10 protein-coding genes and 1 tRNA gene are annotated in these 12,653 nt (G+C 41.0%); 10 read left to right on the top strand and 1 reads right to left on the bottom strand.

Features of this window, described 5'->3' with window-relative positions; all coding sequences use genetic code 11:
• Positions 1-50: 50 nt before the first annotated feature.
• From RIL182_RS20300 to rpsR, 8 genes are all read left to right on the top strand, one after another.
• Positions 51-575 carry a spore maturation protein gene (locus RIL182_RS20300; protein ID WP_006856611.1) on the top strand — a complete coding sequence of 175 codons (525 nt, stop codon included), beginning with the start codon at positions 51-53 and terminating at the stop codon, positions 573-575.
• A 66-nt stretch (positions 576-641) separates the two neighbouring features.
• Positions 642-715: transfer RNA gene (locus RIL182_RS20295), tRNA-Met, on the top strand.
• 173 nt (positions 716-888) lie between these two features.
• Positions 889-1,617, top strand: coding sequence for an NAD-dependent protein deacylase (locus tag RIL182_RS20290; protein WP_006856612.1), 729 nt, complete (start codon positions 889-891; stop codon positions 1,615-1,617).
• Between the two features lie 72 nt (positions 1,618-1,689).
• Positions 1,690-2,163: an LURP-one-related/scramblase family protein gene (locus tag RIL182_RS20285; RefSeq protein ID WP_006856613.1), complete on the top strand. Its 474-nt coding sequence runs from the start codon at positions 1,690-1,692 to the stop codon at positions 2,161-2,163.
• Between the two features lie 22 nt (positions 2,164-2,185).
• On the top strand, positions 2,186-2,386 hold the full coding sequence (locus tag RIL182_RS20280; protein ID WP_006856614.1) for a DUF951 domain-containing protein: 201 nt from the start codon (positions 2,186-2,188) through the stop codon (positions 2,384-2,386).
• A gap of 118 nt (positions 2,387-2,504) precedes the next feature.
• Positions 2,505-2,795, top strand: a complete 291-nt coding sequence (gene rpsF, locus RIL182_RS20275; RefSeq protein WP_006856615.1) for a 30S ribosomal protein S6 — start codon at positions 2,505-2,507, stop codon at positions 2,793-2,795.
• A 49-nt stretch (positions 2,796-2,844) separates the two neighbouring features.
• Complete coding sequence (locus RIL182_RS20270; RefSeq protein ID WP_006856616.1) at positions 2,845-3,291, top strand: single-stranded DNA-binding protein; 447 nt, start codon at positions 2,845-2,847, stop codon at positions 3,289-3,291.
• A gap of 58 nt (positions 3,292-3,349) precedes the next feature.
• Positions 3,350-3,613: a 30S ribosomal protein S18 gene (gene rpsR / locus RIL182_RS20265; protein ID WP_006856617.1), complete on the top strand. Its 264-nt coding sequence runs from the start codon at positions 3,350-3,352 to the stop codon at positions 3,611-3,613.
• A 126-nt stretch (positions 3,614-3,739) separates the two neighbouring features.
• On the opposite strand, the gene RIL182_RS20260 is transcribed toward rpsR, so the two are convergent.
• Positions 3,740-5,758: a methyl-accepting chemotaxis protein gene (locus tag RIL182_RS20260; RefSeq protein ID WP_006856618.1), complete on the bottom strand. Its 2,019-nt coding sequence runs from the start codon at positions 5,756-5,758 to the stop codon at positions 3,740-3,742.
• Between the two features lie 418 nt (positions 5,759-6,176).
• Here RIL182_RS20260 and RIL182_RS20255 point away from each other — a divergent pair, with 418 nt between their 5' ends.
• Both RIL182_RS20255 and RIL182_RS20250 read left to right on the top strand, forming a co-directional pair.
• Positions 6,177-8,030, top strand: coding sequence for a glycosyl hydrolase 53 family protein (locus RIL182_RS20255; protein ID WP_006856619.1), 1,854 nt, complete (start codon positions 6,177-6,179; stop codon positions 8,028-8,030).
• A gap of 304 nt (positions 8,031-8,334) precedes the next feature.
• Positions 8,335-12,453: an endo-1,4-beta-xylanase gene (locus RIL182_RS20250; RefSeq protein WP_242655525.1), complete on the top strand. Its 4,119-nt coding sequence runs from the start codon at positions 8,335-8,337 to the stop codon at positions 12,451-12,453.
• Positions 12,454-12,653 lie beyond the last annotated feature (200 nt).

Here is a 12,653-nt window from a genome sequence, read left to right as displayed (position 1 = left end):
TGAATCGTTGATACATATAATAAACTAACAGCAGCTTCGGGAAGTGTCCTATGCAGATAATGATGTTTTTATCCGATATCATGATACCACTTCTGATTTTTTTGATTATCGGATATGGGCTGTTGTGCAGGCACAATATCTACGAAGAGTTTATCGAGGGAGCGAAAGACGGATTTGAAACAGTCATAGGGATCATGCCAACACTGATCGGACTGATGGTTGCTGTTGGAATCCTGCGTGCGTCCGGATTTCTGGAATGTTTTTCAAATGTATGTGCTATTTTCACAGAAAAGATCGGATTCCCGTCCGAACTGCTTCCACTTGCTGTTGTGAAAATGTTTTCATCTTCGGCGGCAACAGGTTTGCTTTTAGATATTTATAAGGAGTATGGGACGGATTCGCTGCTTGGGCGGATGGCGTCGATCATGCTCGGAAGCACGGAGACAATTTTTTACACGATGTCTGTTTATTTCATGAGTGTAAAGATTAAAAAAAGCCGGTATACGCTTGCCGGGGCATTGGCTGCAACGGCAGCAGGAATGGCTGCGAGCGTAGTGCTGGCAGGAATGATTTGACAAAAAGAAAAAAAGGTCTATAATAATGTTATGTAAACGAACAGGGCATTTGTTCTGTTGCAATATCGCGGGATGGAGCAGTCTGGAAGCTCGTCGGGCTCATAACCCGAAGGTCACAGGTTCAAATCCTGTTCCCGCAACTCATGTATACAGTGGTTCATAACTGCGGATGGCAGTGTGTGGCCACTGTTTTTTTGATAAAATTTGTCAGTGTCAGAAAGGGCAGCATCAAGGTTGCTGCCCTTGAAAATACATCGAAAATATACTAAAATTATTCGTATCGAAGGCATATTACAAAAGGAAAGGATTGATCATGACAAATATTGAAAAATTCTTAGACATGGTGCAGAAATCAGATAACATTGTATTTTTCGGGGGCGCAGGAGTCTCAACGGAGAGTGGTATCCCGGATTTCAGGAGCGTGGACGGACTCTATAACCAGAAATATGATTATCCGCCGGAAACGATCTTAAGCCACACCTTTTACATGAGGCATACGGAAGAGTTTTATCGTTTTTACCGTGATAAAATGTTGTGCCTGGACGCAAAGCCGAATGTGACGCATCAGAAGCTGGCGGAGTTAGAGGCGGCAGGCAAGGTAAAAGCCGTTATTACACAGAATATTGACGGACTTCATCAGATGGCCGGAAGCAAGCGTGTTTTAGAGCTGCATGGCAGTGTACATCGCAATTACTGCCAGAAATGTGGTAAAGGATTTGATGCAGAGTATATTTTAAATTTCGGTACAAAAATTCCGCTCTGTGATGAATGCGGTGGAAAGATCAAACCAGATGTCGTGCTCTATGAAGAAGGATTAAACCAGCAGACCTTGGAGGATGCCGTATTTTATATCAGTCATGCAGATGTGCTGATTATTGGAGGAACCTCACTGGCGGTATATCCGGCAGCAGGTCTGATTGATTACTACCGTGGTGATAAACTGGTGCTCATCAACAAATCGACGACACCGATGGATGGCAGGGCAGACCTTTTGATCCAGGCGGGGCTTGGTGAGGTGTTTTCACAGATCCCGCAGGCATGAGGAAAGTTGCTGTTTTCTAAAACGGTATATCCGGAGAAAGAAAATGTAATATCTATGAAAAAGGAGTAACGTATGCGTTTACTGATAAAACAGAGAGTGTTTTCATGGTCAGATACTTATGATGTCTATGATGAGGAGGGCAATGTACGGTATTTTGTCAGGGCAGAGGTGTTTGCACTTGGACATCAGATCCATGTCTATGATGCGGCACATGTTGAGGTTGGAATGATCCGTCAGAAGCTGTTTAATCTTCTTCCGGTCTTTGAAATTGAAACAGGTGGGATCAAAAGAGGACAGATCGAAAAACAGTTTACCCTGTTCCAGCCGAAATATGATATTGATTTTAATGGATGGCGTGTGGAGGGAGATTTCCGTGGCTGGGATTATGATGTATATTCCGGCTGCAGTTCCATTATTCATATTTCAAAACAATTACTCCACTGGGGTGATACGTATGTGATCGATTTTACCAATCCGGGCGATGAACTGCTTGGAATGATGCTTGTGATCGCAATTGATGCAGCAAATTGCTCGCAGAATAAATAGTATAGGAGAATAGAGAGGATTTATGGATAAATATGAAGTTGGTGATGTGGTGCGGTTGAAAAAGCAGCATCCGTGCGGCAGCAGTGAATGGGAGATCCTGCGCGTGGGTGCAGATTTCAGGTTGAAATGCTTAGGCTGCGGGCACCAGATCATGATCGCAAGAAAACTTGTGGAGAAAAATACCAGAGAAATCCGCAAAAAGGAAGCTGAGCAAGGAAGCTGAGTAAAAAGTTCTTGCAAACTATTGATTTTTATGATAAAATATATCTTCGTGATATATTATTAAATTCCTTGCTCACTCATATAAGAGCGGGCCAGAGACCAAAAGGAGGAAAATTCGCATGAATAAGTATGAATTAGCACTTGTTGTTAGTGCAAAGATCGAAGACGATGCGAGAACAGCTACCGTAGAAAAGGCAAAAGAGTACATCACTCGTGCCGGTGGTAACGTAACAGAAGTAGAAGAGGCTGGTAAGAAGAAATTAGCATATGAGATCCAGAAGATGTCAGAAGCTTTCTATTATTTCATCCAGTTCGACGCTGCATCTACTGTTCCGGCAGAAGTTGAGCGCGATGTCCGCATCATGGACAATGTTCTTCGTTTCTTAGTAGTAAGAAAAGACGAGAAATAAGATTCTTTGAACTGACAACGGTTTGTTTGATAGAAGAGAGGAATCGTATATGAACAAAGTTATTCTTATGGGAAGATTAACCAGAGACGCAGAGATCCGTTATTCTCAGGGCGAGAGTGCTACTGCGATCGCAAGATTTTCACTTGCAGTAGATCGCCGTTTCCGCCGTGACGGAGATGATCAGAATACAGATTTTATCAACTGTGTTGCATTTGGCAGAACAGCAGAGTTTTTGGAGAGATTCGGACGTAAGGGAACAAAATTCGTTCTGGAAGGTCGTATTCAGACTGGCAGCTACACCAACAAAGACGGACAGCGTGTTTACACGACGGACGTTGTTGCTGAGAACGTAGAGTTTGCAGAAAGCAAGAATGCCAGCGGCGGTGGAGATAACTCCGGTTTTAATCCTTCCGACAGACCGTCACCGAGCAGTGCAGCAGGTGATGGCTTCATGAATATTCCGGATGGAATTGATGAAGAGTTACCATTTAACTAATGGAAATCGTGATGTGGGTTCACATAGCGGTTTACGATAACAACAGGAGGTAATTATCATGGCTTTCAATAAAGCAGCAGACAAAGATGGCGCACCAATGAAGAGACGCCCAATGCATAGAAGAAAAAAAGTTTGCGTTTTCTGTGGAAAAGATAACGTAATCGATTACAAAGATACAAACAAATTAAAGAGATACATCTCTGAGAGAGGAAAAATCCTTCCTCGTCGTATCACAGGCAACTGTGCAAAACATCAGAGAGCTCTTACAGTAGCTATCAAGAGAGCTCGTCACGTTGCATTAATGCCGTACGTATGCGAATAAATTCGCAACGAATAAATTCGCAACGAATAAAATTCACAGTGAATAGAAGAAATCCCCTGCAACCTGCTATATTTGTATTGCTGGTTACAGGGGATTTTTTAACTGTTCCGGCGTTAGATCAGCGTGTTATTCCTCGTTGGTCAGGTCAAATCTCTGTACAAGCTGCTCTAGCGTAGTAGCCTGAGCGGCAAGCTCTTCCGATGTGGCAGAAGTTTCTTCGGCAGCGGCAGAGTTGTCTTCCACTCCTTTAGAAATTTCTTCAATACCAATCTCAAGCTGTTCCATGCTCTGCTCCTGCTGGACATAAGTTTCAGAACTCTTTGAAATCATTTCATTTACTTTCTGAACAGCCTCCATGACTTCCTGAATGGAAGTGACGACGTCATTTACAATCTGGTTTCCATGTTCAATTTCGTTAATGGAAATACCGATGAGATCTTTGGTCGTATTGGCTGCTTTGGAGCTTTCCTCGGCTAAAGAACCTATCTCGGAGGCAACAACAGCAAATCCTTTTCCGGCTTCACCTGCCCGTGCAGCTTCAATGGAAGCATTTAATGCTAACAGATTTGTCTGGTCTGCGATATCTTCAATTGTCTTAATGATGCCGACAACCTCATTGGAGGTCTGTGTGATCTTATTCATTGCTTCTGTCATTAGTGACATCTGATCTTTGCTGTTTCGCATCATATCAGTTACTTTTAATGTTTCATCAGCCGCAACCTGTGCAGCAGCAGTATTTTCTTTTACCTGATCGGTAACAGCAGTTGTGGTGGCAACAAGTTCTTCTACGGAAGCTGATTGTGTGGTGGCGCCTTCCGCAATACTTTGTGCTGCTTTGGCAAGATCCTCAGAACCGGCAGACACCTGACTGGAAGTGTTGATAATATCAGTCATGATGTTTTGCATGGATTCAGAAATATTGATAAGACCTTCTTTTACTTTTGAAAAATCTCCGGCATAATCATATTTCAGTGTAAATTTTAATTTTCCATCTGCTAAACGGTTTAAGGCATAGGTAATCTCATTAATGTAATTAATGTATTCCTTCAGGCGGTCTACCGTTAACTGGATGGAGTCAGAAAGTTCGCCGAGTTCATTGTCAGAGTGAATCTTAAGGGATACATCAAGGTTTCCTTTGGCAAGTTCCTGTGCAACATCATTTAATGTACTGATCGGTTTTGTAATAGCAGAAGCGACTTTGCGGATGGCAATGACAGTGGCTGCAATACCGATGACGATCAGTACAAGCATAATAACCATGCATATGGTGAGGCTGGAAAAATATTCACTGGTTGGCAGACAACTTAAAACAAAATAATCGGTATCTGTAATGTCTACAATATATCCATATCTTGATTTATTTCCAATGGTATATTTTACTGCGGTATTTCCACCTCCAAGAGCATTGACTACATTATCACTTACACCAATCTCAGTAAGAGTTTTTAACTGATAATCTGTATTTGGATGGTAAATGATGGTTCCGTCAGATGTTAAAAGAATTACAAAACCATTATCACCTACTGTGTAGGAGAAAAATAATTCGTTGATATGGTCTAAGGCAATATCCAATCCGGCAACACCGACAATATTTTTTCCGGAAGGATCGTATACGGGTGCGGCGGCGCTTAAAATTAATTTGCCTGTGCTGACATCTGTGTAAGCGTTGGTGAGCATACTTTTACCGGTTTGTGTTACCTGATACCAGTCTCTTTGCGTGATATCAAAAGAACTGTCACTGGTATAGCCGTCTGACTGGGTCAGAGCATTAGCATCAATATCACCGATCCAGGCAGCAAGAATGTTTTCACTGTCTGTTGCCTGATGACTCTGCAGCTCTTTAAATACATCCTGATAAAGGGTGGCTTCTTTAATGGAATCGCCGGATTTAGTTTCAGTCAGGATTTCCCGTATATCGGGATTGAGAGCCATCTGTTCCGCGGTAGTTGTGTACTTTTTAAAAAAGGTTTCAAGCTGATATGAGGCAGCTTTTGACTGTAGTTCCAGTTCGTCTTTTTGTGAGGACAAGCTGATGTTCCCGATCATGATCGCAACTACAATAGAGAAAATGACGAATATTGTGATAACGACCGACAGAATGCGGATTGAGATTTCATTGGAAATCTGTTTTCTTTTGTTTTTCATAACCGTATGCTCCTTTGCGTTTTTCTTCCATTATATACCTATGCAAACGAAAAACAACGAATTTATTGAAAATAATTATAAATAAAGTAAATAAACAGAAATTTTTGCTGATAAAATGGAAAAATATAGTAAAAAAACGAACGCTGTTGCGCAAAAATTGGGCGTGGATTTATAGAAAAATATTTTATAAAAGCACAAAAATAATATGAATAAAATGCAATATAAAGACAAAGTGCATGCAAATTCTATGATTTGTGTCTATTGCGCAAGTTATATGTGGCATATATAATAACAATATGAACAACCGGTTTCGCAAAGAAAAAAACGAGAAATGTTGTTAAAACTGGGAAAATGAAATTTCTTTCAGAGCATAGGAACAACAGCGTTGCGCAAACAAGATGTTGGGGGAGGAAAAATAATGAAAAGTGGGATGGTAAAGCGCATGCTGGCAGCGGCACTGGCAGCGACATTGATTGTGACAAGTGCCGGGACAACGGATGTCTGGGCAGCAGGAAGCGAAGAGACAGTTTCTGTGAGTGTGGAAGAGACAGAGGAAAGTACGGAGAATGTAAAAACTGCAAGCAGCAGTAATCTGATAACAAATGGAGATTTTGAGACAGATGCATCTGGATGGACATTTTTGTTGGGTGGTGGCGATTATTCGCCAAACTTAAAAAAAGGTACAGACACAGGTATGACAAATAATACGACGGGTTATATCAACATTTGGTCGGAAAACGAAGCCGAGTTTGTTATGTCTCAGGAGATTACGGGACTTTCAGCAGGAAATTATACCGCTATGTTAAGTATAGATGGAGCAAATGATAAAACTGCAGATTTAAAGTTTTATGCGGGAGACGAGAGTACAGTATTAAGTACGGAAAATGGCTGGAATAACTGGTCGACGTTTAAGGTTGAAAATATAGTAGTAGATGAAAGCGGAAGTATTATTATTAAAATTGCAGGTACATTAGGTGCCGGATACTGGTTCGATGTAGATGACATTACATTAACAAAAAATCTGTCTGATGGAGAGGAAAAAACCGAAGCAGCAGAGGCTTTAAATACCCTTATCACAGCCTGTGAAGCCCTGACAGAGTCAGATTACACTTCAGATACCTGGAGTGCATTACAGACAGCGCTTACATCAGCAAAAGCAGTTTATGGGGATAAAGACAACAAAACCGTAGAGGAATTAACAGAAGCTAAAACAGTCCTGCAGGCTGCAAAAGATGCACTGGTTGATGCAGGCATCGTTGATACCGGAGCTGATGGTATTTTTGTACAGAAAGTAGATGGACTGAGCAATGATTTTATCAAAGGTGTGGATGTGTCATCTTATGTCAGCTTAAGAGACAGCGGAGTGACATTCAAAGACTGGAACGGTAACGTGATAGGTGATCAGGAGTTCTTCAGCCAGTTAAAAGAAGCAGGTGTCAACTATGTGCGTATACGTGTGTGGAATGATCCATATGACAGCAATGGAAAAGGATACGGTGGTGGAAATAACGATCTTGCAAAAGCAAAGAAAATCGGAAAATGGGCAACCGACGCAGGCATGAAGGTGTTAATTGATTTCCATTATTCTGATTTCTGGGCAGATCCGGGAAAACAGAAGGCGCCGAAAGCCTGGGCGGGTTATACGATCGATCAGAAAGTGACAGCTGTATCTGATTATACAACAGCGAGCATTACAGAACTGTTAGATGCAGGTGTTGATGTTGGAATGGTTCAGGTTGGAAATGAGACAAACAACGGTGTCTGTGGTGAGAGTACATGGGAAAACATGTGCAGGATCTTTGATGCCGGTGCAGATGCGGTTCACGCAGCAGGAGAGGCAAAAGGAAAGAATATCTTGGTTGCTGTTCATTTTGCAAATCCGGAAAAAAGCGCAAACTATGCAACTTATGCAAAAAATCTGAATACATATGATGTAAGCTATGATGTATTTGCATCTTCTTATTATCCATACTGGCATGGAACACTTGACAATCTTACCAGTACTTTAAAGAATATCGCTGATACTTATGACAAAAAAGTAATGGTAGCAGAGACATCCTGGGCAACAAGTTTAGAGGATGGCGATGGACATGAAAATACTGTTCGTAAAGGTAATAATGATACAAAAGTAGATGGTATGGATTATACATTTTCCATACAGGGACAGGCAAATGAAGTAAGAAGTGTTATTTCAGCGATCAACAATATCGGTGACAATGGTAAGCAAACTTTCAAAAGGCAAGACTTATTATGTCAAAGTGCGTGCCTATAAGAAAGATTCCACAGGCGCAAAGGTTTATGGAAGTTTCAGCAGTGTGAAGAAGGTAAAGATCAGTAAGTAGCCCAAAAAGTAAATTTATAATATATGTCATGTGGTAAAAACATGATAGAAAGTGGAGAATTTTGTTTTTTGCAGGATTCTCCACTTTTTTAACTCATGATAATGGATGTCGGCAGAGAGTGTATTCTATTATCTGTCCGGTTTTTTTCTATAAAAATTCCTCTATTTTTAATATTTTCTTCTGCTAACATAAATTTGTAACGGTAGAAAATATATAAAAGGAGGAGAACGGGGTTTGAAACGAAATTGGAAAGCAGGGGTATGCGCAGCCTTGTGCAGTGCTATGGTTTTTACCGGGATAGGACCGGTGCTGACACCATATCTTGAAAATGCAGTTGTCTATGCAGATGAAAACGAAAATTCAGGGGTAAAAAAAGTTTTTACTGCAGATCAGCTGAAAGTGGCATGGGGAGACGCGGATTATGAACTCGCAGATGGACAGTGGAAATTGTCTTTTGCAAAACAGTATAATCAGGTGAAATGGACGTTGCCGGAGAGTATCGAAATGTCACAGGTGAATGCTGTTACATTTCAGGTGGCGGATCAGAAAGTACCGATCAGTCTGAAAGTATACAACGGTGGAGATGATGCAACAGCAGCTAATACACAGTACGGATTAAGCGGACAGACGGAGTATACGATAAATCCATCGGGGGATGGCGCTATTGATGCAGTCGGAATCATGATAACGGAAGATAAACCGGAAAATGCAACGGTAAGTCTTGTGAGCGTGACCTTTGAACTGAAAGCAGGAGCAGGCGATGCAAAATTGGGGGATAATATTATAAAAAACGGTGATTTTGCAGCGTCCGAAGCGGCGGAGTCATGGAACAGTGCAGCCGGAGAATCGGTTGTTTCAGTTGCAGCAGAGGAAGAAGAAATCGCAGATTCCGGTCTTAAAACATACGGTGTACTTACACGTAATCAGGAAACTGCCACCCCTGGGGATTGTTTTTCGCAGGATATCACGGATGCGGTTGAAAAAGGGGAAACATACAAATTCTCATTCTGGGCGAAATTGTCCGATGATTACAAAGATGCTCCGGAAGAGCAGAGAAATGTGGAGTTTGCACCATTCTATGTTTCCGGTGGTGAGGCAACATATCTTGGAAGTTATTCAGCAGGTATTTTGTCAGGAGACTGTACAAAGACATTAAAAGCTGGAGAATGGACAAAATATGAGGGAACTTTCAAAATACCGAAAGCTGCAGATCAGGTGGTCATCCGTATTATAGAACAGGGAACCAACTATGGACAGGGCGATTGCGTAAAAGGGACTTACTATGTGACCGGTGTGTCCATGAATAAGATTGAAAGAGAAAAGCCATCTATTGAGAAGGACATCCCGGACTGGAAAGAAAGTGTGAAAGCTGCTTTAGGCAATGATGTAGTTGCCGGCACAGCAGTGACCGGTGATGAGATCAATGATGATACGCTGATGGAACTGGTGGAAAAACACTTTAATGCGGTTACACTTGGAAACGAATTAAAACCGGATGCATTGTTCAACTATCAGTTAGAGGATAAAGTCAACACAAAGACGATCCAATTTAAAGGACAGGATCTTGAAGTCCCGGTCGTAAATGAAGCCGGTGACAGCTTGGACTTTTCACGTGCAGATAAATTAATAAATAAAATCTGTGAGTGGAATAATGAAAATCCGGATAACAAAATCCGTATCCGTGGTCATGTCCTTGTATGGCATTCCCAGACACAGGAATGGTTTTTCCATGAAAATTATGATAAAACCAAACCTTATGTGGACAAAGAGACCATGAACCGCCGTCTTGAATGGTTTATTTCAAGTGTCTTTGACCATTACTTCGGGGAAGCTGCAAATGGAAAATATGACGGATTATTTTATGGCTGGGATGTTGTAAATGAGGCTGTCATTGGAAACTCTTACCGTACAGATACCGTGAGTGCAGCGGAAAGTCTCGATGAGATCCGTCATGGAAATAATTCAAGCTGGTGGCATGTATATAAGAGCAACGAATTTATCATCAATGCCTTCAGATATGCAAACCAGTATGCACCGAAAAATGTAGAGCTTTATTACAACGATTTTGGTGAGACGGATAATACAAAATGTGAGGGTATTGTAAAACTCATCAATGATGTAAAGGCTGCCGATGGAACCAGACTGGATGCATTTGGCATGCAGGCACATTACAGTGTGGATAGTTTTTCTGCCACGCAGTTTAAAACAGTGGCTGAAAAATATGCAAAAGCTGCAGGAAAAGTACAGCTTACAGAGCTTGATTTTAAATCAAGTGCATCTTATACATCAGGTATGGCAACAAAAGAGAGCGAGTATACTAAAATTGCATATTGCCATAAACAGTTATTCGATGCGATCAAAGGCTTAAAAGCAGATGGTTCGAACGTTTCCGGATTGACCGTATGGGGGGTCATCGAGCCAAATTCATGGTTACATGAACAGTCCGGTGTTGGTGGTGGTGCAGACGGCTCTGCGCAGTGCCCATTGCTTTTTGATGGAAATTATAAAGCAAAACCTGCGTACTGGGCGTATGTAGATGCATCCAGACTCCAGCCGTCAATTCAGGATGTAGTTGCTGCAGAGAAAAAAGGTGATGCAGTGACAGGAAAGACATACAGTATCATGCAGAATGATATCACGGCTTCCTTTATTTCGATGTGGGATAAAGATGGTCTTACCGTGCAGGTTACGGTAGAAGATGCCGTAAAAGATGATAATGATGCAGTTGCTGTTTATGTGGATTCTGCAAATTCCGGAAAAGATGACATCACACCAGTGACCGTAACGGTAAAAAGAAGCGAGGCAGCAGAAGTAGAAAATGGTTATCAGGCAACCATAAAGGTACCGTTATCAGGACTTTCCGTTGCAAAAGTGATCGGAATGGATGTTGTGGTCACAAATGGGGATAAAACAGCCGCATTTAATGATTTGACAGGAAAACAGGGAACAAGCAGTAAATATTACGCGAAAGTAACGATGAAACCAGGGGTGGAGAAAGCTGCCTATGGTACAGTTACCGTAGACGGAGATAAAGATGCGGTATGGGATAATGCCGGAACCATTCCGATTACAATCAATCTCGGCTCCAATGTTTCTGCAAATGCGAAGTTACTCTGGGATAAAGACAATTTTTATGTATATGCCGAGATCAAAGATCCTGTCCTCAATAATACCAACGGTGATGCATGGGAGCAGGATTCCTTAGAAGTATTTATCGACGAAAATAATGGAAAATCCAACTCTTATGAATACGATGACAAGCAGTACAGGATCAGTTATGCAAATGATCACTCATTTAATGGCAAAAAGTGCCTTGAAGAGAATATGAAGTCTGTGGCAAAAATAACTTCTGACGGATATGTTGTTGAAGCGTCATTTAAATGGACGGATATCACACCAAAAGCCGGAGATGAGATCGGACTTGAATTTCAGATCAATGATGCTGATGCAAGTGGCAAAAGAATTGGTACATTGAGCTGGAACGATGAAACAGGAATGGGATGGTCTAAACCGGAAGTATTTGGTACTGTAAAACTTGGAGAAATTAAAAATGCTCCGGAGAAAGATACAGAAAAGAAACCGGAAACAGAGAAGAAAGAAGTAAAAGTTAAAAAAATCACGTTAAATAAAACAAAAGCCGGAATGAAAAAAGGTGCAACGCTTACATTAAAGGCTGTTGTTTCACCATCTGATGCAGATATTAAAGACGTTAAGTGGACATCTTCCAACAAAAAAGTTGCGACTGTTGATAAGCATGGGAAAGTAAAAGCATTGAAAAATGGTGTGACCACGATCACGGCAACGGCAAAAGATGGAAGCAGAGTAAGCGCGTCCTGTAAGATCACGGTAGGTTATAAAATTACCTATAAGTTAGGAAAAGGTAAAAACAGCAGCAAAAACCCGGAATATTATTACAATGAAAAGGTAAATTTAAAATCTGCTTCCAAAAAGGGATATGTCTTTAAGGGCTGGTATACAGACAGCAAGTATACAAAGAGAATTAAAACAATCTCAAAGAGCAGCAAAAAGAATCTTACTTTATATGCGAAATGGCAGAAAGTGACCGTAAAGAAATCTGCAATTAAGAAAATGAAAGCTGTTTCGGGAAGAAAAGCAAAAGTTACAGTCCAGAAAGTGGACGGTGCAGCCGGATATCAGATCGTTTATTCTACGGATAAGCAATTCAAAAAGAATGTAAAGAAAGTAACAATATCAGGCACATCAAAAACACTTGGAAAATTGGCAAAAGGCAAGACATATTATGTAAAAGTACGTGCTTATAAGAAAGATTCCACAGGAGCAAAAGTTTATGGAAGTTTCAGCAGTGCAAAGAAGATAAAGATCAGTAAGTAGTTCCCAAATAAATTTAATATACCCGTCATACAGTAAAATGTGTGGCACACCGGAAAGAGGATTTTGCAACTAAGTTGTGAGGTCCTCTTTTTGCTTTGCATGATAGGTGTGTGTTTTTCCAGTACCATAAACAGGAATCGGAATTGATAAAATTTAAAATGTCAACCGATTGGCATAAAATAGCACGCTATAATAGTTCT

Origin of the sequence: Roseburia intestinalis L1-82, assembly GCF_900537995.1 — a bacterium.
Taxonomy (GTDB): domain Bacteria; phylum Bacillota; class Clostridia; order Lachnospirales; family Lachnospiraceae; genus Roseburia; species Roseburia intestinalis.
The sequence above is the reverse complement of the archived record's forward strand: the minus strand, read 5'-3'. Positions and strand labels throughout refer to the sequence as shown.